This is a genomic window from Pseudomonas sp. LBUM920 (assembly GCF_003852315.1).
Classification (GTDB): domain Bacteria; phylum Pseudomonadota; class Gammaproteobacteria; order Pseudomonadales; family Pseudomonadaceae; genus Aquipseudomonas.
In genome coordinates, this window is record NZ_CP027762.1 from 5,526,503 (window position 1) to 5,549,183 (window position 22,681).

The window sequence follows — 22,681 nt, forward strand, 5'->3', positions numbered from 1 at the left end:
CGCGGAGTCCGCTATTTTTCCAGAAAATTCAGACGACTGAATCAGAAATATTTCATGACCAATCAGTCAGTTTTTACAGCCGTTACGTCCAATTCCAGCATCAACCCACTCAAGCGCTTGACCTTACGCCGCACGGCCTCTTCAAACACGCCGCCACGCGGTTCGATCAGGCTGAACCAGCGTTTGGCGCGGGTGATACCGGTGTAGATCAGTTCTTTGGTCAGCACCGGGTTCAGCGCATCCGGCAGGATCAGCGCGGTGTGAGTAAATTCCGAGCCCTGGGACTTGTGCACGGTCATGGCGTACACGGTTTCCACATCGTTCAGACGGCTGGGCAGTACGAAGCGCACGCCGCCCTGGCCATCGTTACGTGGGAAGGCCACGCGCAGCACGTGGGGGCCGCCATCGCTTTCGGGCAGTTTGAGCGCGATGCCGATGTCGCCGTTCATCAAGCCCAGGCCGTAATCGTTGCGGGTCATCAGCACCGGGCGGCCTTCGTACCATTGCTCGTCCCCTTCGATCAGCCGCACTTTGCGCAAGGCCGCGGTGATGCGCAGGTTCAGCCCTTCTACGCCCCACGGGCCTTTGCGCACAGCGCAGAGCAACTGGAAGGCGTCGAAGGCTTGCAGCAGTTGCTGCGCCCAGTGCGTCCAGGCAAGGTCTTCGCGCGAGGTGTCGAGGGCCGGGCGTGCGCTTTGCAGCAAGTTAAGGTAATAACGATAGCCTTGGGCGTCGCCGCCCTGCCCGTCCAATATCAGCCGCTCGAGGGCGTGGTCATGCTCGCCCTTGAGGCTGAGGCAGAACAGGTCATCGTGGCTGCGCGCGGCGAGCAGTTGGCGCGCCTCTTCGGCGTTTTGCTGATTGACCCAACGTGCCAATTGGCCGATGCCGCTGCCTTCACCAAAACGTCGCGAATAGCGCAGCATCACCACTTGCTGGGCCAGCGGATGGCTGGCGTCGAGGTCTTCGTGAAGGCCACTGGCGCTGAGGTCTTCGCCACTGACCGCTTGCAGCCATTGGCGCGTGTCGGGGCTGTACCAGCCGGCTTCGGCGTCGCGGCATAAATCGCCCAGTACGGCGCCGGCCTCGACCGAGGCAAGCTGGTCCTTGTCGCCCAGCAATACCAAGCGTGCGTGGGGCGGCAAGGCGTCCAGCAAGTTGGCCATCATTTCCAGGTCGATCATCGAGGCTTCGTCCACCACCAGCACGTCCAGCGGCAACGGGTTGCCCAGGTGATGGCGGAAGTGCCGCGTGCCCGGGCGACTGCCCAACAAACGGTGGACAGTGGTGACCTCTGTCGGGATTTTTTCCCGCACGCTGTCGGGCACGGTCAACGACTGCACTTGCTGGCTGATGGATTCGGTGAGGCGCGCGGCAGCTTTGCCGGTGGGCGCAGCCAGACGGATGCGCAACGGGCTGCCGGCTTCCACGGCCGGCGCCTGCAACAGCGCGAGCAGGCGCACCACGGTGGTGGTCTTGCCGGTGCCGGGGCCGCCGGTGACGATGCTGAAAGCTCCGCGCGTGGCCAAGGCGCAGGCAAGCTTTTGCCAGTCGATCACGCCGTCGGGCGGCGGTTGGTTGAAGAGGCTGTCGAGGCGTTGCGGCAAATCGGCGCCGATGTCTTCCTGGGTGGCCAGGCGCAGGCGCAAGGCTGTGTCGATGCGCCGTTCGTACGTCCAGTAGCGGCGCAGGTAAAGGCGTTTGCCGGACAAGACCAATGGGCGGCTCTGCGCGGCTTCGCTGCCATCAACCGCCAGGGCGACCAATTGGCTGGCGGCCAGCGCGTGACACCAGTGGGCGCCGTCGAGGCCGTCGAGCAGCTGCGACGGCAGCAGCATCGCGCCGGTTTGCAGGTCGCCTTCGGGCGGCAGCGACAGGGCGAAATCCGGCGCTTTGAGGGTTTCGAACAGGTCGAGGCACACATGGCCATGGCCCAATTGGTGGCTGGTTAAGGCCGCGGCCAGCAACACCAGAGGGTCGGCCTGCGGATCGAGTTCGTGCAGGAAGCCCACAAAAGCCTTGTCCAACGCGCGCAGCCAGCCTCGGTCAACCCAGCGTTCGAGCAGTTGCAGCAGGTCGGCGGCGCGGTTGAGCGGCATCAGCGCTTCAAGCGGTAACGGCGACAGGCTCATAGCAGCACTCCTTGTTCCCAGGCGGGCTCAACCTTGGGCGGTATGGGTTTGCCCTGGAACAACGCGTCCAAGCCTTCGATCAGTTCACGTGGCGGCCGGGTGAAATACGCGCCTTTGCTCACCGACTCGGTGCCGCGCAGGAACACGTAAAGCGCACCGCCGACGTGGCGGTCGTAGTCATAATCCGGCAGGCGCGCCTTCAGCTGGCGGTGCAGGGCCAGCAGGTAAAGCACGTATTGCAGGTCGTACCGATGCTCGAGGATCGAGTGTTCCATGGCCTCTAAGGTGTAGGCCGAATCGTCAGGGCCGAGCCAATTGGATTTGTAGTCAGCCACGTAGTAGCGGCCGTCGTGTTCGAAGGTCAGGTCGATAAAGCCTTTGAACATGCCGTTGAGCAGCACCGGTTCGGCGGCGACGCGGGACACGCCGTTGTGGGTGTACTGGCACACCAGTTTATCGAGGGCCAGCACGTCGACTTTGTGGCTGGCGAACCAGAACTCCATCTCGATCTGATACTGCTGCAGGCTGCTCAGGGTTAGCTGATCGTTATCCACCGGCAGCGGCGTTTGCAGCAGGTGGCCGAGCCAAGCGCTGAGGGTGACGATCCAGCCTTCCCAATTGCGCCGGTTACAGCGCGCGCCCACGGCTTTTTCGATGGCTTCGGGGGTGACGTTGAAACCCTCTTCGCCCGCCCATTCCAACAAGCCATGAAGGAAGGTGCCGGGGTTTGGTCCGCGTGGGAAACGGTGTATGTCGCCACCAGACGCCGCCACTTCACGCGGTGCGTCGGGGTCGAGACGCTCGTCGTCAAACAGCTTCTGGGCTTGTGGGCTCTCCGGTGCTTCGAGGGGCGCGGCGCTCATGCTGTCGCCGATGCGCAATGCGCTGTAAGAGGCGATCCACCAGTTTTCGGCGGCCTTGCGCTTGGGCAGCAACGGCGCGAGCAACGTGGCTGCGTTGCGCGGCGGGTGAAACAGCGTGTCTTGCGCGTCCGGGACATGGCCGTAGTGGATCGCGGCGCAGCCTTGCTGCAAATCCAGCAGCCAGCGCGCCAGGCCGGCAGACTCGCCCAGCGACGCACCGGCGCCGAGCAAATAGCCCAGCGCGGACAGGTGCAGGACCGAGCTGCTGTTATTGCCACGCTTGAGATCGGCAATGCCCAGCCAGCACGCATGTTTGGCCCGTGTGAGCGCCACGTAGAACAAACGCAGGTCTTCGGCGAGGCGCTCATCATCGGCCTGGGCAATCAATTCGGCGGTGGGCCGCAGGCTGACTTGCGATTTGCCCTGTTCGTCGTGGTAATGCAGCGGCAGGCGGCTGCCATCCACGGGCTTGGCCGAACAGATGAACGGCAGGAAGACCAGGTCGTACTCCAGGCCTTTGGATTTATGGATGGTCACTACCTTGACCAATTGCTCATCGCTTTCCAGGCGCAGAATCTGCTCCTCACCGGCCTGACCAGAGAGGGCCAAGTGTTCGGCCAGATGACGGATCAGCGCTTGCTCGCCGTCCAGCTCTGACGCGGCCTGCTGCAGCAACTCGCTGAGGTGCAACAGGTTGGTCAGCACGCGTTCGCCATCGCTGCGGGCGATCAGGGTTTGCGGCAGTTTGAAATCATGTAGCAGGCGCCGCAGCATCGGTAGCACGCCTTGGGTGCGCCAGATCGCGCGGTAGCCACGGAACTGCATCACGCGGGTTTCCCACGCCAGTTCGTCCTGATTCAGACGCTCCAGTTCCGGCAGTGACAGGTTCAAGGTCACACAGGCCAGCGCGGCACGCAGCGGGCGCTCGACGTCGGGCTCTGCGCAGGCCTTGAGCCAGGCGAGCAGGTCGTGGGCTTCCTGGGCGGCGAAGACCGAGTCTTTGTCAGACAGGTACACGCTGCGCACGCCCCGAGCGGCCAACTCGGCGCGCACGGCTTGGGCTTCCTTGCCGTCACGTACCAGGATGGCGATGTCTGACGGAAGGACGCCGTTGAAGCTGGCGTCCGCGTGTAGGAAACCGGCGGTACCTTGCTGCCCGCCATTGAGCAACGCGACGATTTGGGTGGCGCAGGCAGCCGCCAGTTGCTGGCGATACACCGCGTTGGAAATCGGCTGATCGGTGGGCAGGTGCCAGAGGTTCATTGCCGGCAACGTGTGGCCATCCACTTGCAGTTGCTCCCTGCGGCCCTGGGACAGCACCGAGTGGAACGGCACCGGGTTGTCGCCATTCGGCTCGCGGAACAGGAAAGCCCCCCGGCCGCTTTCGGCGCGCTGGAACACGTGGTTCACCGCCTCGACCATTGCGTGGCTGGAGCGGAAGTTGGTGCCCAGTGTGTGGTGACGGCCAGTGGTGGACTGACGGGCGCGCAGGTAGGTGTAGATGTCGGCGCCGCGGAAGGCATAGATCGCCTGCTTGGGGTCGCCGATCAGGAACAGGCCGCTGTCGAGGTGGTTTTCTTCGATGCGGTAGATGCTGTCGAAGATGCTGTATTGCACCGGGTCGGTGTCCTGGAATTCGTCGATCAAGGCGACCGGGAATTGCTCGCGGATCACACTGGCAAGACGTTCGCCACCGTCGGCCTGCAGGGCAGCGTTGAGACGGATCAGCATGTCGTCGAAGCCCATTTCGGCGCGACGGCGTTTTTCTTCTTCGAAGCGTTTACCCACCCAGCCGGCGGCGTGTTGCAGCACCGCGGCGTCGGGTGTTGGCAAGGCATCGAGGCTGGCTTTGAGAGTGGCCATGGCGTCGATACCAGGGTGATTGGGCGGCTCGCCCTTCCAGGCTTCGGCCATGCCGTCGGGCGTCAGGCGCGTGAAGCCGGTGCCGATGTCCAGTTGTTCGAGGGTTTCGTCAGCCGCCCAGGCACTGATTTTTTCAAACCAGGGCTCGAAGTAACGCGCCTGCATCTTGCGGCCGTCGACGGCTTTCGCGGCCACGGCTTGCAGGCAGATATCACGCAGTTCGGCGGCCCATTGTTGCCACGGCGCCTTGAGACTTACCAAGGCTTCGCGGCGCTCTTGCAGGCACGCGTTGATCAGCTCGGCGGGCTCACGGCTTTCACCAGTGGGCCGTTCGCTGCCGAACAGCGCACGTACGCGGGGCATCAGGGCGGCGGGGCCGCTCCAGTTTTTGCGCACCCAGTTGAGTGCGTCGTCGTGCATCGGGTAGCAAAACAGCCGCCAGTAGTCACGCAGCACTTCGCCGAGCAGGTCGCTGTGGTCGGTTTCCAGGGTTTGGGTGAACAGGCTGCCACTGTCGAACGCATGCTCGCGCAGCATGCGCTGGCACCAACTGTGGATGGTCGAGACGGCGGCCTCGTCCATCCATTGCGCGGCGATGTCCAGGCGATTGGCGCAGGCGGGCCATTGCTCGGAGAGGTATTGGTCGCGCAGGTCGGCGATCAATGCGTCCGGTTGCTCGATTTCGTCGCGGAAGAAACGTGCGGCTTCCGCCAGCCGAACGCGGATGCGTTCGCGCAGCTCTTTGGTGGCGGCATCGGTGAAGGTCACCACCAGAATTTGCGGCGGCAGTAACTCGCGGCCGAAGCCGGCTTCGTCGCCGCCATGGCCAAGCACCAGGCGCAGGTACAGCGCGGAAATAGTGAAGGTCTTGCCGGTGCCGGCGCTGGCTTCGATCAGTTGGCTGCCTTTTAGCGGGAAGGCCAGGGCTAAAGGTTTACCCATCATGCGCTGGCCTCCTCACTGTTGAGCGATCGCCAGGGTGCATTGAGCAATGGGCGATACAGGGTTTCGGCCCAGCCTTCGAACTCTTCGCTGGCGATGAGCGTGGCGAAGTCGGGGAATTGGCGGGTGAGTGCAGGGGTTTCGCGGCGCTCACCGTCGGTGGTCAGGCCATCGCCTTCATAGGCTTTGCTTGCGGCGGCCAGAGCTTTGGCGGGATCGGTTTGGCCGAGCCAGGCGAAGGCGGTTTTAACGGCTACCGGGAGCGGCTTGCGCATGCCGGTGTGCCAGGCCAGCAGCACGTTGCCAAGGATTTCCCGAGCATTGGATTGATCCAGCGGGGCGAGTAACAAGGTGTCGTCACTCGCCACCAAACCGGTGCTGAGTGGCAGGCCGCAGGCGCACGCCACCACATGATTGACCCAGGGGCGAATCAGACGGTGCCACTTACGCGTCTTGATCGAACCGATGCTGTTGGGGATGGTGGTCACGCTGAGCAAGCCGCCATCGCTGCGTCGGTGCAGGCCGCTGATCCAGCCTTCCAACTGGATGCCTTGATGCTCAAAACTGATCGGCTCGGCGGTGGTTTGTGGTGTGGGCCAAAGTGCCAATAAGTGGCGGTAGCGTTGCAGCAAATCGGGCAGCGGCTCGATCAGTTCGTTACGCAGGCACTCGCCGAAACCCACCATGGGCAGCAGGCCGCTGCCTTGCAGGCGCAGGGCCTGGGCGTTGAGTGCTTGATCCACATGATCGGGCTGGGTCAGTGCGGCGTTCAGCAGGCTGTCGCTGAGGCTGTAGCGTTGCAGCGCGTCGAGTACGAAGGGCTCTTCATCCGCGAGCGGTACTTCGGCGGCTTCGAAGAACACTTTCAGACGTTGACTGAAGAAGTGTTTGACGGGGTTGCGCAGGAAATCCTGCAACTGGCCGAGGCTCAGAGGTTCTTCCTGTTGGTGCTCTGCCAGTTCGTGTTCTTTAACTGGAACCTCGGGTGCCTCGTGGAGCAACTGCCACTCGCGGGCGTAACTGAAGAGCGCATCGCCTTCATGGAAATAGCGCGCACTGAAGGGTTGGAGCGGGTGTTCCTGGGTCATTGCTTCGAGCAATTCTTGCTGGTCTGCGTTGTGCCAGCCGCTGGCGATATGGTCACGCAGTTGGCCGATCAGTACCGAGGCCGGCCGGTCGCTGTTGTCGCGGATGCTGCGGCCGACCCAACTGATGTAGAGCTGGTCGCGGGCGGACAGCAGGGCTTCGAGCAGCAGGTAGCGATCGTCCTCGCGGCGTGAACGGTCGCCGGGGCGGTAGTCGCTGCCCATCAGGTCGAAGTCCAACGGCGGTTGCGCGCGCGGGTAATCCCCGTCGTTCATGCCGAGCAGGCAAACGAGTTTGAACGGGATGGCGCGCATGGGCATCAGGGTGCAAAAATTGACAGCTCCGGCGAGGAAGCGCTGGGACAGACGGCCCTGGTCCAGGCCGGCCAACCAAGCCTCGCGGACTACAGTGAGGGGTAACTCGTCCTGCAGGCCGACGGACTCGCAGGTTTCCAGCCAGTCCTCTCTCAGTTGTTCGAGTTGGCCTAAGAGGTAGTCGTCGTGTTCGCTGCTGGGCAGGAAGAAGAGTTGCATCAGGCGTTGCAGGCGTTCACCCCACTCATGGGGCGCTGCCGGTTGAGACAAGGCCTGATGGGCGTCGTTTAGCGCATCGAGCAAGGAGACCAACGGGCCGATCAGGGCCGCGTCGAGGCCGCCGATTTCATCGTAGGGCTCAATGCCGTCGCAGGCGACGCCGGTGCCGACGGCGTAACCCAACAGCATGCGGCGCAGGCCAAATCGCCAGCTGTTTTGTTCCAGCTCATGCGGCAAGCCGAGGCCCGCGCGTTGCTCGGCGTTGAGGCCCCAACGGATGCCCGCCCCCTCGATCCAGCGGTGCAACGTAGGCAGGTCACGCTCCTTGATGGCAAAACGTTCGCGCAAGGCGGGGACGTCGAGCAGGTCGAGGATTTCGCTGACCGGGAAGCGGCTGTCCGGGAGTTTGAGCAGGTGTTCCACGGCGATCAGCAGAGGGTCGCGGCCACGCTGGCCTTGGTCGGTAAGGGTGAAGGGAATGAAGCGTGGGTCGCTTCGCTCAAGTTGGCCAAACACGGCGCGAATGTGCGGCGCGTAGCTGTCAACGTCAGGGACCATGACGATGATGTCGCGCGGGCGCAGCGTCGGGTCGGCACTGAAACGTTGGAGCAATTGGTCGTGGAGAATTTCCACTTCGCGTTGGGCGCTGTGGGCGATGTGGAAGCGGATGGAGCTGTCGTTATTTAGATCGACGGCCGGCCATAGCTCGCGCGTTTCGTTGAGTGGGCGCAGTTCGAGGATGTCATCCTGCAACTGGTTGAGCAGCGTGGTGGGCTCGCTGTCACTGAACAGGTCGATGCGGCCATCACGGAAGGCGGCGCGGTAGCTGTTGGGGTCGTCGTAACTGTCCAGCAGGCTGATGTAGTCACGGCCCTGTTTGCCCCAAGCGGCCAGCAGCGGGTGTGCGTGCTGGTGCAGGGTTTGCGGATCGATGGTGACCGGCATGCCGACTTTGCGCGCTTGGCGTTTGTATTCATTACGCAGCAGGTCCTTGTCGGCAACGATGTCGGACCAGTGATGACGGCAAGGGTTGTGCACGCAGAGCAGGACTTGGCTGAACCTCGCTAAGCCGGCGAGCGCCTCAAGGGCTTGCGCAGGCAATGAGGAAATGCCGAAAACAATCACTCGGGATGGTAAGCCTGCGGGCGCCTGTTCAAGGGTATTGATGCGTTCAATAAAGCGCTGGTGCACACCGGCTCGGCTTTCGGCCATCCCCTCCTCACCGACGTCGATCAGCAACGCACGCCACAATTCGGCCTGCCAGCAGTTTGCGGGATTAAGGGGCTTGGATTCGCCTCGCCCGTTACGCAATTGGTGGCGGCCAGCAGCCCAGTCTTCCAGCCAGTCGGCACGGTAGACCTGGTATTGGTCGAACAGGTCGGCCAGGCGTTCAGCCAGTTGATAGCGTTTGCGCAGGTCAGTGTCGTGAGTAAGGAAGCGCTGCAACGGCTCGAAGTGCGGTTGATCGATGAGTTCAGGGAGCAGGCGCATCAGGCGCCATGTCAGAGGCGCTTTATCGAGCAGGGACTTGGGCGGGATTTCGTCACGGCCCAGGACCATGCGATAGAGCTGCCACATGAAGCTGCCGGGCAGTTGCACGTCGATTGCCGCAGCGATGCCGCAGCCCCCCATGTCGTCGTCTTCTGGGTCTTCGGCCAGGGCTAACTTGAGCCATTGGGCGATGCCGTTGCTTTGTACCAGAGCGATTTCGTTTTCCAAGGGCGCGAGCGGATAGCGGCGCATCCAGCTGACCACCAGGCTGCGCAGCTCGTCCAGGCGGTTGCCGTGAACCACCATGAATCCAGCGCTGAGGGACGTCGCATCCGGCATAACGGCTTCCTTGGGAAAAGCAAAATCGAGGCAGCGACTTTAGCATTGAAGGCCGCCGCAGGCTGCAAGTGAGGCAAGCCGACTGAAACGGTGATGACCGGAATGTTTTCGACCGCCCAAAACAAAGCCCCTGTTTGCGTTAGCAAACAGGGGCTTTGGAATTTAATCTTGACGATGACCTACTCTCACATGGGGAAACCCCACACTACCATCGGCGATGCATCGTTTCACTGCTGAGTTCGGGATGGGATCAGGTGGTTCCAATGCTCTATGGTCGTCAAGAAATTCGGGTACTGAGTCGTGACCATGTGGCCTCGCTTCAGTAAATTGGGTATGTGATAGCTTTCGGTGTTTTGTGAGATTCGAACTTTCGGTTCATTTCGTCTTCACACACCGCAATCTGGTCTCTTCGCTTTTTAGCGCAGAGCATGCAAATTGCTTGGGTGTTATATGGTCAAGCCTCACGGGCAATTAGTATTGGTTAGCTCAACGCCTCACAGCGCTTACACACCCAACCTATCAACGTCGTAGTCTTCGACGGCCCTTCAGGGAACTCAAGGTTCCAGTGAGATCTCATCTTGAGGCTAGTTTCCCGCTTAGATGCTTTCAGCGGTTATCTATTCCGAACATAGCTACCCGGCAATGCCACTGGCGTGACAACCGGAACACCAGAGGTTCGTCCACTCCGGTCCTCTCGTACTAGGAGCAGCCCCTCTCAAATCTCAAACGTCCACGGCAGATAGGGACCGAACTGTCTCACGACGTTCTAAACCCAGCTCGCGTACCACTTTAAATGGCGAACAGCCATACCCTTGGGACCGGCTTCAGCCCCAGGATGTGATGAGCCGACATCGAGGTGCCAAACACCGCCGTCGATATGAACTCTTGGGCGGTATCAGCCTGTTATCCCCGGAGTACCTTTTATCCGTTGAGCGATGGCCCTTCCATACAGAACCACCGGATCACTAAGACCTACTTTCGTACCTGCTCGACGTGTCTGTCTCGCAGTCAAGCGCGCTTTTGCCTTTATACTCTACGACCGATTTCCGACCGGTCTGAGCGCACCTTCGTACTCCTCCGTTACTCTTTAGGAGGAGACCGCCCCAGTCAAACTACCCACCATACACTGTCCTCGATCCGGATAACGGACCTGAGTTAGAACCTCAAAGTTGCCAGGGTGGTATTTCAAGGTTGGCTCCACGCAGACTGGCGTCCACGCTTCAAAGCCTCCCACCTATCCTACACAAGCAAATTCAAAGTCCAGTGCAAAGCTATAGTAAAGGTTCACGGGGTCTTTCCGTCTAGCCGCGGATACACTGCATCTTCACAGCGATTTCAATTTCACTGAGTCTCGGGTGGAGACAGCGCCGCCATCGTTACGCCATTCGTGCAGGTCGGAACTTACCCGACAAGGAATTTCGCTACCTTAGGACCGTTATAGTTACGGCCGCCGTTTACCGGGGCTTCGATCAAGAGCTTCGCGTTAGCTAACCCCATCAATTAACCTTCCGGCACCGGGCAGGCGTCACACCCTATACGTCCACTTTCGTGTTTGCAGAGTGCTGTGTTTTTAATAAACAGTCGCAGCGGCCTGGTATCTTCGACCGGCATGAGCTTACGGAGCAAGTCCTTCACCCTCACCGGCGCACCTTCTCCCGAAGTTACGGTGCCATTTTGCCTAGTTCCTTCACCCGAGTTCTCTCAAGCGCCTTGGTATTCTCTACCCAACCACCTGTGTCGGTTTGGGGTACGGTTCCTGGTTACCTGAAGCTTAGAAGCTTTTCTTGGAAGCATGGCATCAACCACTTCGTTAACTAAAAGTTAACTCGTCATCAGCTCTCGGCCTTAGAATCCCGGATTTACCTAAGATTCCAGCCTACCACCTTAAACTTGGACAACCAACGCCAAGCTGGCCTAGCCTTCTCCGTCCCTCCATCGCAATAACCAGAAGTACAGGAATATTAACCTGTTTTCCATCGACTACGCTTTTCAGCCTCGCCTTAGGGACCGACTAACCCTGCGTCGATTAACGTTGCGCAGGAAACCTTGGTCTTTCGGCGTGGGTGTTTTTCACACCCATTGTCGTTACTCATGTCAGCATTCGCACTTCTGATACCTCCAGCAAGCTTCTCAACTCACCTTCACAGGCTTACAGAACGCTCCTCTACCGCATCACTTACGTGATACCCGTAGCTTCGGTGTATGGTTTGAGCCCCGTTACATCTTCCGCGCAGGCCGACTCGACTAGTGAGCTATTACGCTTTCTTTAAAGGGTGGCTGCTTCTAAGCCAACCTCCTAGCTGTCTAAGCCTTCCCACATCGTTTCCCACTTAACCATAACTTTGGGACCTTAGCTGACGGTCTGGGTTGTTTCCCTTTTCACGACGGACGTTAGCACCCGCCGTGTGTCTCCCATGCTCGGCACTTGTAGGTATTCGGAGTTTGCATCGGTTTGGTAAGTCGGGATGACCCCCTAGCCGAAACAGTGCTCTACCCCCTACAGTGATACATGAGGCGCTACCTAAATAGCTTTCGAGGAGAACCAGCTATCTCCGAGCTTGATTAGCCTTTCACTCCGATCCACAGGTCATCCGCTAACTTTTCAACGGTAGTCGGTTCGGTCCTCCAGTTAGTGTTACCCAACCTTCAACCTGCCCATGGATAGATCGCCCGGTTTCGGGTCTATTCCCAGCGACTAGACGCCCTATTAAGACTCGCTTTCGCTACGCCTCCCCTATTCGGTTAAGCTCGCCACTGAAAATAAGTCGCTGACCCATTATACAAAAGGTACGCAGTCACAGAACAAAGTCTGCTCCCACTGCTTGTACGCATACGGTTTCAGGATCTATTTCACTCCCCTCTCCGGGGTTCTTTTCGCCTTTCCCTCACGGTACTAGTTCACTATCGGTCAGTCAGTAGTATTTAGCCTTGGAGGATGGTCCCCCCATATTCAGACAAAGTTTCTCGTGCTCCGTCCTACTCGATTTCATGACTAAGAGATTTTCGCGTACAGGGCTATCACCCACTATGGCCGCACTTTCCAGAGCGTTCCGCTAATCTCAAAGCCACTTAAGGGCTAGTCCCCGTTCGCTCGCCACTACTAAGGGAATCTCGGTTGATTTCTTTTCCTCAGGGTACTTAGATGTTTCAGTTCCCCTGGTTCGCCCCTTACACCTATGTATTCAGTGTAAGGTAACCATCTTATGATGGCTGGGTTCCCCCATTCAGACATCTCCGGATCAAAGTCTGTTTGCCGACTCCCCGAAGCTTTTCGCAGGCTACCACGTCTTTCATCGCCTCTGACTGCCAAGGCATCCACCGTATGCGCTTCTTCACTTGACCATATAACCCCAAGCAATCTGGTTATACTGTGAAGACAACATTCGCCGAAAATTCGATAATACTCAATTACGAGTAACTCACAAATTTTACCTTAGCCTGATCCGTTACCAGTGAAAGTAACGTTCAGTCTATCTTTCTATCACATACCCAAATTTTTAAAGAACGATCTAATCAAAGACTAGAAATCAACATTCACCATCACCTTGATGGAATGCTCATTTCTAAGCTTTCATAACTTTCAGAAGCAGTAGTGGTGGAGCCAAACGGGATCGAACCGTTGACCTCCTGCGTGCAAGGCAGGCGCTCTCCCAGCTGAGCTATGGCCCCGTATTTCTACAGGCGTTTCCCACACAAAATTGGTGGGTCTGGGCAGATTCGAACTGCCGACCTCACCCTTATCAGGGGTGCGCTCTAACCAACTGAGCTACAGACCCAATTTCGGGCTGCTTCTTATCGTCTTCTTCAATGAATCAAGCAATTCGTGTGGGAACTTATGGAGCAGCTGATGTCGTCGATTAAGGAGGTGATCCAGCCGCAGGTTCCCCTACGGCTACCTTGTTACGACTTCACCCCAGTCATGAATCACACCGTGGTAACCGTCCTCCCGAAGGTTAGACTAGCTACTTCTGGTGCAACCCACTCCCATGGTGTGACGGGCGGTGTGTACAAGGCCCGGGAACGTATTCACCGCGACATTCTGATTCGCGATTACTAGCGATTCCGACTTCACGCAGTCGAGTTGCAGACTGCGATCCGGACTACGATCGGTTTTGTGGGATTAGCTCCACCTCGCGGCTTGGCAACCCTCTGTACCGACCATTGTAGCACGTGTGTAGCCCAGGCCGTAAGGGCCATGATGACTTGACGTCATCCCCACCTTCCTCCGGTTTGTCACCGGCAGTCTCCTTAGAGTGCCCACCATTACGTGCTGGTAACTAAGGACAAGGGTTGCGCTCGTTACGGGACTTAACCCAACATCTCACGACACGAGCTGACGACAGCCATGCAGCACCTGTCTCAATGTTCCCGAAGGCACCAATCTATCTCTAGAAAGTTCATTGGATGTCAAGGCCTGGTAAGGTTCTTCGCGTTGCTTCGAATTAAACCACATGCTCCACCGCTTGTGCGGGCCCCCGTCAATTCATTTGAGTTTTAACCTTGCGGCCGTACTCCCCAGGCGGTCAACTTAATGCGTTAGCTGCGCCACTAAAAGCTCAAGGCTTCCAACGGCTAGTTGACATCGTTTACGGCGTGGACTACCAGGGTATCTAATCCTGTTTGCTCCCCACGCTTTCGCACCTCAGTGTCAGTATTAGTCCAGGTGGTCGCCTTCGCCACTGGTGTTCCTTCCTATATCTACGCATTTCACCGCTACACAGGAAATTCCACCACCCTCTACCATACTCTAGTCAGTCAGTTTTGAATGCAGTTCCCAGGTTGAGCCCGGGGATTTCACATCCAACTTAACAAACCACCTACGCGCGCTTTACGCCCAGTAATTCCGATTAACGCTTGCACCCTCTGTATTACCGCGGCTGCTGGCACAGAGTTAGCCGGTGCTTATTCTGTCGGTAACGTCAAAACACTAACGTATTAGGTTAATGCCCTTCCTCCCAACTTAAAGTGCTTTACAATCCGAAGACCTTCTTCACACACGCGGCATGGCTGGATCAGGCTTTCGCCCATTGTCCAATATTCCCCACTGCTGCCTCCCGTAGGAGTCTGGACCGTGTCTCAGTTCCAGTGTGACTGATCATCCTCTCAGACCAGTTACGGATCGTCGCCTTGGTGAGCCATTACCTCACCAACTAGCTAATCCGACCTAGGCTCATCTGATAGCGCAAGGCCCGAAGGTCCCCTGCTTTCTCCCGTAGGACGTATGCGGTATTAGCGTCCGTTTCCGAACGTTATCCCCCACTACCAGGCAGATTCCTAGGCATTACTCACCCGTCCGCCGCTCTCAAGAGAAGCAAGCTTCTCTCTACCGCTCGACTTGCATGTGTTAGGCCTGCCGCCAGCGTTCAATCTGAGCCATGATCAAACTCTTCAGTTCAAACATCTTTGGGTTTTTAAGAAACCCTAAACTTGGCTCAGCAATCGTTGGTTACATCTTTGATTTCTCGCGGAGTAACTTGTGATGCTGATAATCTTGTTGACTATCAGTCTGACTCCACAAGCACCCACACGAATTGCTTGATTCAGTTGTTAAAGAGCGGTTGGTTAAGATCTTTCGTCTCAACCGAGGCGCGCATTCTACAGCAGCCTCATTTGCTGTCAAGTGATTATTTTCAGAAGTTTTCGAAGATTTCTTCAACAACTTCAACCACTTGCGCCTCCGATCTCTCGTTAGCGGGAGGCGAATTCTACAGCGTTACACGCTGCTGTCAACACCTCTTTTTCTCCGCTTTCGACCGAGAAGATCGAAACGTTAATAGAGCCAAACAACACTGCTCTACCAACTCCTTCTGGACTTCGATGAACTGAAGCAACTCGCTGTCGAATTCTGCGTAACTCTTTGTTTACCAAGGAGTTTTCCGTTTCGACTGCGCCGGAAGTGGGGCGAATTATAGACTTCCAGAATCTGCCGTCAAGCACTAATTACGCTTTTGGTGCAGAAACTGGTTTTTTCGCGATAAGGCGGGGAATCCGGCGCATGACAGGCGGAATACGCAGCACCAAAAGCAGCGCACCTATAGATGCATATATCGCCCACTCCTTCAGATCGGCCCGCACAATCCACAGCATATGCAGCAAACCAAGCCCAAGGATCACATACACCAAGCGATGCAGCTTCTTCCAACGACTGCCAAGTCGACGCTGGCTATAGCGATTGGAGGTCACTGCCAACACCAATAAGCAGAGGAAGCCCAACGCGCCCACAATAATGTAGGGCCGCTTACGCAGCTCCACCCCGAATTGCGACCAATCAAGCCCCAAGATAAAGACGCAGTAAGCCGCCAGGTGCAAAACCACATACGCAAAACACCAGAGCCCCAGCTGTCGGCGGACAGCAATCCACCCCGCCCAACCGCTGAGCTTCTGCAACGGTGTCATGCCCAGCGTGATCAGCAACAGAATCAAGGTCCCAAGCCCCAACCGATCCATCAGCACTTTGCCTGGATCAGGCCCGAGCACAGAACTCCATGCCTCGTACAACCAGAAAAATGGCCAAATCGCCGCAGCTATAAAGACGCCGACACGCCAGATCGGATAACGCATCAGTAATTCTTCCGCAGATCGAGGTCCGTATAAAGAGAAGCGACCTCATCCGAGTAGCCATTGAACATCTGCGTCTCACGCACGTTCGGGCTGAACAGGCCGCTGGGCAGACGACGTTCTCGCGCCTGAGTCCAGCGAGGATGGTCGACCGTAGGATTCACGTTCGCGTAAAACCCATACTCATCGGCCGCGATGCTCTGCCAGGTCGTCTTGGGTTGTTCGCTTACAAGACTGATCCGCACAATCGACTTCACACTCTTGAAGCCATACTTCCACGGCACTACCAGACGCAGTGGTGCGCCGTTCTGGTTAGGCAGTTCACGCCCGTACATGCCAACGGCAAGGATAGCCAATGGGTTCATCGCCTCATCCAGGCGCAACCCTTCGACATATGGCCAGTCGATCAAGCCAAAGCTTGAGCGCTGCCCCGGCATGCTTTTGGGGTCTTGGAGCGTTTCAAAACGGATGAACTTGGCTTTAGAAGTCGGCTCCACCTGCTTGAGCAAGGCTGAAAGGGGGAAACCCATCCACGGAATCACCATCGACCACGCCTCGACACAGCGCAAACGGTAGATGCGCTCCCCCAACTGATAAGGCTTCATGAAGTCTTCCAAGGCATAACGCCCCGGCTTGCCGACCTCTCCATCAATTACCACACTCCAGGGCTCGGTCTTGAGTGAACCCGCGTTCTTCGCCGGGTCACCCTTGTCCGTACCGAATTCATAGAAGTTGTTGTAGTGGGTTGCGTCCTTGAACGGCGTAATGGCTTCGTCCTTTACCGTAACAGCCTGCCACTGGGTGCCTGGCAGCTTTTGGGCAAACCAACTCGGCGCATTGCCAGGCTCGACGTCGGCGTAACGCGCTGCATCGTCAGCACTGGCCCAGCGCGGCAAAGTACTGGCAGCGACGCCAGCAAGCGCACCACCGAGCAAGCTACGGCGAGATAAATAGAAGGATTCAGGCGTGACATCCGATTCGTGGCAATCGGACGCTTTGGGGATCTTGATTAACATGGCAACTCCGCAGCATTGGAGGACTGATGCACCAATAGACTGCGGAGTATGGCGGACATTACATTAAGACAATGTTTTGTCGCGGCGCAGATGCAGCAAGTACTGAATCGGCCCCGAAGCGGCGTAGGCCAGGAACGCCAGCAGCAGGATACGCGGCGGGTCGCTGAACACTACAGCAAACACCAGCACCACCACCAGGATCGCTACGAAAGGCACGCGGCCCTTGAGGTCGAACTCCTTGAAGCTGTTGTACTTGATGTTGCTGACCATCAGCATGCCAGCCGCAGCCACCATCAAGGCCACCAGGAACGACATTTTCGAGCCCTGGATTCCATAGTCACTGAATGCCCAGACAATACCTGCCACGACGCCTGCAGCTGCGGGGCTGGCAAGGCCAATGAAGTAACGCTTGTCAGCGGTACCCACCTGGGTATTGAAGCGCGCCAGACGCAAAGCGGCGCCGGCGACATAGATGAAGGCGACCATCCAGCCGACCTTGCCCATATCTCCCAGCGCCCAGGCAAACGCCAGCAGCGCCGGTGCAACCCCGAAAGCGACCATGTCCGACAGCGAGTCGTACTCGGCGCCAAAGGCACTTTGCGTGTTGGTCATGCGCGCCACACGGCCATCAAGGCCATCAAGCACCATGGCCACAAAGATTGCGATGGCGGCATAACCGAAATACTTGCTGGCACTTACCGCATCACCCGCCGCCAGCGCACTTTGGGCGCTCATGGAGTTGATGATGGAATAGAAGCCGGCAAACAGGTTCGCGGTGGTGAACAGGTTAGGCAGAAGATAGATGCCACGATGCCGGACCTTGCGACCTTCCGCGTCATGCCCTTCTTCGACATGCTCATCGATCGGCAGCAGGCTTTCGGCGTCAGAGGCCTGGTGTGGCTCTTCGGGACGTTCGCTCATGGATTTTACCTTGCAACGGTGTGAAAAAAATTCGACAGAAACTTGCGGCGAGTGTTCGCCCGCAAACGATGCAGCTTTATACCAGAACCAGCCCCTCAAACGAAAAAACGCGGCCTAAGCCGCGTTTTCTGTTGATGCGTACGACTTAGTTTTTGGCTTTGTCGACGATCTTGTTGGCACCGATCCACGGCATCATGGAGCGCAGTTGCTCGCCGATGACTTCGATACCGTGAGCGGCGTTGTTACGACGCTTGGCGGTCATCGAAGGGTAGCCGGTTGCGCCTTCGCTGATGAACATTTTGGCGTATTCGCCGTCCTGGATACGTTTCAGGGCGTTGCGCATGGCCTGACGGGACTCGGCGTTGATCACTTCCGGGCCAGTCACGTACTCGCCGTATTCGGCGTTGTTGGAGATCGAGTAGTTCATGTTGGCGATACCGCCTTCGTACATGAGGTCAACGATCAGCTTCAGTTCGTGCAGGCATTCGAAGTAGGCCATCTCTGGCGCGTAGCCAGCTTCAACCAGTGTTTCGAAACCAGCTTTGACCAGCTCAACGGTACCGCCGCACAGAACGGCTTGCTCGCCGAACAGGTCGGTTTCAGTCTCGTCCTTGAAGGTGGTTTCGATGATGCCGGTACGACCGCCACCCACGCCAGCTGCGTAGGACAGTGCAACGTTTTTAGCGTTGCCAGAGGCGTCCTGGTAGATCGCGATCAGGTCAGGGATACCGCCGCCTTTGACGAACTCGGAACGCACGGTGTGGCCCGGGGCTTTCGGCGCGATCATGATCACGTCGAGGTCAGCGCGTGGAACAACCTGGTTGTAGTGAATCGCGAAGCCGTGGGAGAAGGCCAGGGTGGCGCCCTTCTTGATGTTCGGCTCGATTTCATTCTTGTACAGCGCGGACTGGAACTCGTCCGGGGTCAGAATCATGACCAGGTCAGCAGCAGCAACGGCGGAAGCAACGTCGGTCACTTTCAGGCCATGGGCTTCAGCCTTGGCAACAGTGGCCGAGCCTTTGCGCAGGCCGACAGTGACGTCAACGCCGGAATCTTTCAGGTTGCACGCTTGGGCGTGGCCCTGGGAACCGTAGCCGATGATGGCGACTTTCTTGCCCTGGATGATCGACAGGTCACAATCTTTATCGTAATAAACTTTCATGAGGTTCCTCTATATATCCAGGCCGTAAGGCCATTCGCTAATTTGGGTTAGATGCTGAGTACTTTGTCGCCACGGGCAATCCCGGTGACACCACTGCGTACGGTTTCCAGAATCGAGGCCGTCCCGATCGACTGGATGAAGCTGTCCAGCTTGTCGCTTGTACCGGTCAGTTGAACGGTATAAACGCTGGCGCTCACATCGACGATCTGCCCGCGATAAATATCAGTAGTCCGTTTAATCTCGGCACGCTGGGCACCCGTAGCCTTGACCTTAACCAACATCAGCTCACGCTCAATGTGGGCACTTTCCGAAAGATCGACCAGCTTGACCACTTCGATCAACTTGTTGAGGTTCTTGGTGATCTGCTCGATCACCTCATCGTGGCCCACGGTGGTCAACGTCAGACGCGACAGGGTCGGGTCTTCGGTCGGTGCCACGGTCAGGCTTTCAATGTTGTAGTTGCGTTGCGAAAACAGGCCGACCACACGAGACAGAGCGCCGGGTTCGTTCTCCAGAAGCAGGGAGATAATGTGCCGCATGATTAAGTACGCTCCGTCTTGTTCAGCCACATGTCGCGCATAGAGCCGTCTTTGATCTGCATCGGGTAGACGTGCTCACTGGTATCCACTTGAATATCGAGGAACACCAGGCGGTCCTTCATGGCGAACGCCTCTTCCATCTTCGGCTTCAGATCTTTCAAATCGGTGATGCGAATGCCGACGTGGCCGTAGGCTTCAACCAATTTTACGAAATCTGGCAGCGATTCCATGTAGGAATGGGAGTGACGGCTGCCGTAGCTCATGTCCTGCCATTGACGAACCATGCCCAGTACGCCGTTGTTCAGGCAGACGATCTTCACCGGAAGGCCGTATTGCAAGCACGTCGACAACTCCTGAATGTTCATCTGGATGCTGCCCTCACCGGTGACGCACGCGACGTCGGTGTCGGGGAAGCTCAGCTTTACACCCATGGCCGCAGGGAAACCAAAGCCCATCGTGCCCAGGCCACCGGAGTTGATCCAGCGGTTAGGCTTGTCGAACTTGTAGTACTGCGCGGCGAACATCTGGTGCTGACCCACATCGGAGGTTACAAAGGCATCGCCCTTGGTCACTTCGCACAGGGTTTCGATCACGGTTTGTGGCTTGATGACGCTGCCGTCGCCTTTGTCGTAAGGGAACAGGCCGCGGTCACCGCGCCATTCGTCGATCTGCTTCCACCAGCTGGCAACGGACTCCTTGTTCGGCGTTTCGCCGATGTCCTTGAGCGCGGCTACCATCTCGGTCAACACACTTTCTACCGGACCCACAATCGGCACATCAGCCTTGATGGTCTTGGAGATCGACGCAGGGTCGATGTCGATGTGGATGATCTTGGCATTCGGGCAGAACTTGCTCGCGCCGTTGATCACACGGTCATCAAAACGCGCGCCCACTGCCAGAATCACATCGGCGTGGTGCATGGCCAGGTTGGCGGTGTAGCTGCCGTGCATGCCGAGCATGCCGACGAACTGACGGTCCGTGCCCGGGAATGCGCCGAGGCCCATCAACGTGTTGGTGACTGGCAAATTGAGCAGCTTGGCCAGCTCGGTCAGCGGAGCAGAACCGCCGCCCAGGATCACGCCACCGCCCGAGTACAGCACCGGGCGCTTGGCCGCCAGCAGCATTTCTGCTGCCTTGCGGATTTGCCCCGAGTGCCCACGAACAGCCGGGCTGTAGGAACGCAGCTTGGCTTTCTTCGGGAAGATGTATTCGAACTTTTCAGCCGGGTTGGTCATGTCTTTCGGGATATCGACCACAACAGGGCCCGGGCGACCGGACTGTGCGAGGTAGAACGCCTTTTTCATGACTTCCGGGATTTCCGAGGCATGCTTGATCATGAAGCTGTGTTTCACGATCGGCCGGGAGATACCGATCATGTCGGTTTCCTGGAATGCATCGGTCCCCACCATGGTGCTTGCGACCTGGCCGGAAATGATCACCATCGGAATAGAGTCCATATACGCAGTCGCGATGCCGGTAATGGCATTCGTTGCGCCTGGGCCGGACGTCACCAGTACTACACCGGCTTTACCGGTGGCACGGGCGTAACCGTCAGCCATATGGGTCGCGGCCTGTTCGTGGCGAACCAGGATGTGGGTAACAGCCGGTTCCTTGAACAGTGCGTCGTAAACATGCAGCAGAGCACCACCTGGGTACCCGTAGATATAGTCGACGCCTTCGTCACGCAAAAAGCGGACGAGCATCTCACCGCCAGATAAAAGCTCCACGTTGTTCACCTCTAAAACGCCAGAATACCGTCCGTTAAAAACCGACGGGTCTTAATAGGTTTACTTCTCAACAGAGCATGAGCGACGGTGGTCGCCGACTACGTCAGCACTGACTGAGCAAGTATTGGGATCGTCCCAAGTGTTGCGGGCTTTTCCCACCCAGCGCGAGGTAACGCGTTGCGGGTGTTACAGGTCGGCGCGGATATGCGCCTCATGATCTGCTGAGCGGGTCTGCTTCTGGCAGTCCCGATACAGCGGACTTTGGATTCTTCTGTTTCAGCCCCTTCAAGTCAAGCAATAATTGCGCTTTTTTCCAACTAAGCGCATGAGAACGTAGATTAAAGGGGTTTGAGGAGGGATAAAACTCGCCTGAATGTCGTCAAGCGGTAGAAATGTGCGCAAGACTGCCGGAAAACCCGGCAGTCAGGCAATTAACGAGCGTCGACGATCAATTGGTCGAACTTTTTCAGCGCGTTACGCAAACCGAGGCTCTCAAGCGGGCGATCGGCGTAAACCATCTCCGCCATCTCCAGGATCCCCGACGCATTAGGCAACGGTAGATCCTGCTCGAGGATCTGCTTCATGCGCACCAGGAAGATCCATTGCAGCCACTGGTGAAAATCCAGGGTATCAACCGAAAAAGGCTCGACACTGCTGAGCGCCTCTGCGCCGGGGGACACCTCGTCCCACCAGCCCTGCACGCGCAATTCGCGCTCGATCAGCAATAACTGTTCGGCAATCGCGGGAAACCGTGCATCCATCAGAGGCTGACCTTGGCTTTCTGCCGAGCCTGCGCAGCACCGGCGGCATCGCCTTGGGCAGCACGCGCGTCACCAATCAAGGCCCACAAGTTGGCCTGCAGATCGGGACGACCATTGGCCAGGCTCAGGCCGCGACGGGCGAACTGTTCAGCTTGCGGCGCATCACCTTGGGCCATACGCACCTGGGCCAGGCGATACAACACTTGCGGCTCGCGAGGCGCCACGCGCTGGGCACGCTCAAGACTGGACGAAGCACCGTTCAAATCACCACCGGCCTGCTGTTGCTGGGCAGTAGTCAACAGCGACAACACGGGTCCGTCCAGTTGCTCATCAGCCGACAGGCCGCCCGCGCTTGACGACGACGGAATACCGCTCGGCGTCGACGGCATGTTGTAGGTGCCCTGATTGACCGGCGCCGTCTGGATCGGCGTGGAATCAATCGGCCCCGACGTGCTTGGACCTGGGGTCCACGGCTCGGCGCTGATCGGCGCCGACGTTGCAGCACCACCGCCCGGCACCATCACTACCACACCCGAATCCTGCGGCATGGCTTGCGGTGCGGCTTGCGTAGGACGCTTGACCACGGTCTGACGGAAGCCGCCGTTGGCCGAAATGCGATCGTTATTGGAAACGGTAGTACTCGAATCCACCACGGGAATCGAACCGCGCTGCACGCTGGAGCAACCGCTGAGCACTGCCAGAGCTGTAATAGCTGGAATCAACCACTTGTTCACGTGAAACCCTCTTT

General features: G+C 57.9%; 11 protein-coding genes, 2 tRNA genes and 3 rRNA genes. All 16 read right to left on the reverse strand.

Annotated features, from left to right (window positions below; all coding sequences use genetic code 11):
* Positions 1-62 precede the first annotated feature (62 nt).
* The 16 genes from recD to C4J83_RS25730 all read right to left on the reverse strand — a co-directional run bounded on the left by recD (position 63) and on the right by C4J83_RS25730 (position 22,667).
* Positions 63-2,132, reverse strand: a complete 2,070-nt coding sequence (recD, locus tag C4J83_RS25650) for an exodeoxyribonuclease V subunit alpha (protein WP_124418473.1) — start codon at positions 2,130-2,132, stop codon at positions 63-65.
* A complete protein-coding gene (gene recB, locus C4J83_RS25655) occupies positions 2,129-5,803 on the reverse strand; it encodes an exodeoxyribonuclease V subunit beta (protein ID WP_124418474.1) in 3,675 nt (1,224 codons plus the stop codon). Before recB ends, recD begins: the two co-directional genes overlap by 4 nt.
* Positions 5,800-9,249, reverse strand: coding sequence for an exodeoxyribonuclease V subunit gamma (gene recC / locus C4J83_RS25660; protein WP_124418475.1), 3,450 nt, complete (start codon positions 9,247-9,249; stop codon positions 5,800-5,802). The genes recB and recC overlap by 4 nt, the downstream gene beginning before the upstream one ends.
* A gap of 166 nt (positions 9,250-9,415) precedes the next feature.
* Positions 9,416-9,531: ribosomal RNA gene (rrf, locus tag C4J83_RS25665) — 5S ribosomal RNA — on the reverse strand.
* Between the two features lie 168 nt (positions 9,532-9,699).
* Positions 9,700-12,591, reverse strand: a 23S ribosomal RNA gene (locus C4J83_RS25670).
* A 251-nt stretch (positions 12,592-12,842) separates the two neighbouring features.
* Positions 12,843-12,918 (reverse strand) — tRNA-Ala (locus C4J83_RS25675).
* 30 nt (positions 12,919-12,948) lie between these two features.
* Positions 12,949-13,025: transfer RNA gene (locus C4J83_RS25680), tRNA-Ile, on the reverse strand.
* An 82-nt stretch (positions 13,026-13,107) separates the two neighbouring features.
* A 16S ribosomal RNA gene (locus tag C4J83_RS25685) occupies positions 13,108-14,644 on the reverse strand.
* The 16S, 23S and 5S rRNA genes sit together here with 2 tRNA genes alongside, the layout of an rRNA operon.
* 545 nt (positions 14,645-15,189) lie before the next feature.
* Positions 15,190-15,810: a protein-methionine-sulfoxide reductase heme-binding subunit MsrQ gene (msrQ, locus tag C4J83_RS25695; protein ID WP_119741089.1), complete on the reverse strand. Its 621-nt coding sequence runs from the start codon at positions 15,808-15,810 to the stop codon at positions 15,190-15,192.
* On the reverse strand, positions 15,810-16,823 hold the full coding sequence (gene msrP, locus C4J83_RS25700) for a protein-methionine-sulfoxide reductase catalytic subunit MsrP (RefSeq protein WP_124418476.1): 1,014 nt from the start codon (positions 16,821-16,823) through the stop codon (positions 15,810-15,812). The genes msrQ and msrP overlap by 1 nt, the downstream gene beginning before the upstream one ends.
* Before the next feature lie 63 nt (positions 16,824-16,886).
* Complete coding sequence (pssA, locus tag C4J83_RS25705) at positions 16,887-17,744, reverse strand: CDP-diacylglycerol--serine O-phosphatidyltransferase (protein WP_124418477.1); 858 nt, start codon at positions 17,742-17,744, stop codon at positions 16,887-16,889.
* Positions 17,745-17,889: 145 nt separating this feature from the next.
* Positions 17,890-18,906, reverse strand: coding sequence for a ketol-acid reductoisomerase (ilvC, locus tag C4J83_RS25710; RefSeq protein ID WP_003176099.1), 1,017 nt, complete (start codon positions 18,904-18,906; stop codon positions 17,890-17,892).
* A 47-nt stretch (positions 18,907-18,953) separates the two neighbouring features.
* Positions 18,954-19,445 carry an acetolactate synthase small subunit gene (ilvN, locus tag C4J83_RS25715; RefSeq protein ID WP_003176102.1) on the reverse strand — a complete coding sequence of 164 codons (492 nt, stop codon included), beginning with the start codon at positions 19,443-19,445 and terminating at the stop codon, positions 18,954-18,956.
* Positions 19,446-19,447: 2 nt separating this feature from the next.
* A complete protein-coding gene (locus tag C4J83_RS25720; RefSeq protein ID WP_106579404.1) occupies positions 19,448-21,172 on the reverse strand; it encodes an acetolactate synthase 3 large subunit in 1,725 nt (574 codons plus the stop codon).
* Between the two features lie 431 nt (positions 21,173-21,603).
* Positions 21,604-21,933, reverse strand: a complete 330-nt coding sequence (locus tag C4J83_RS25725; RefSeq protein WP_124418478.1) for a YqcC family protein — start codon at positions 21,931-21,933, stop codon at positions 21,604-21,606.
* Positions 21,933-22,667, reverse strand: a complete 735-nt coding sequence (locus tag C4J83_RS25730; RefSeq protein WP_124418479.1) for a tetratricopeptide repeat protein — start codon at positions 22,665-22,667, stop codon at positions 21,933-21,935. Before C4J83_RS25730 ends, C4J83_RS25725 begins: the two co-directional genes overlap by 1 nt.
* Positions 22,668-22,681 lie beyond the last annotated feature (14 nt).

Bases quoted from the DNA above. Each gene is read 5' to 3' on its own strand.
- recD (WP_124418473.1), bottom strand. From the start codon at position 2,132: ATGAGCCTGTCGCCGTTACCGCTTGAAGCGCTGATGCCGCTCAACCGC.
- recB (WP_124418474.1), bottom strand. From the start codon at position 5,803: ATGATGGGTAAACCTTTAGCCCTGGCCTTCCCGCTAAAAGGCAGCCAA.
- recC (WP_124418475.1), bottom strand. From the start codon at position 9,249: ATGCCGGATGCGACGTCCCTCAGCGCTGGATTCATGGTGGTTCACGGC.
- msrQ (WP_119741089.1), bottom strand. From the start codon at position 15,810: ATGCGTTATCCGATCTGGCGTGTCGGCGTCTTTATAGCTGCGGCGATT.
- msrP (WP_124418476.1), bottom strand. From the start codon at position 16,823: ATGTTAATCAAGATCCCCAAAGCGTCCGATTGCCACGAATCGGATGTC.
- pssA (WP_124418477.1), bottom strand. From the start codon at position 17,744: ATGAGCGAACGTCCCGAAGAGCCACACCAGGCCTCTGACGCCGAAAGC.
- ilvC (WP_003176099.1), bottom strand. From the start codon at position 18,906: ATGAAAGTTTATTACGATAAAGATTGTGACCTGTCGATCATCCAGGGC.
- ilvN (WP_003176102.1), bottom strand. From the start codon at position 19,445: ATGCGGCACATTATCTCCCTGCTTCTGGAGAACGAACCCGGCGCTCTG.
- C4J83_RS25725 (WP_124418478.1), bottom strand. From the start codon at position 21,933: ATGGATGCACGGTTTCCCGCGATTGCCGAACAGTTATTGCTGATCGAG.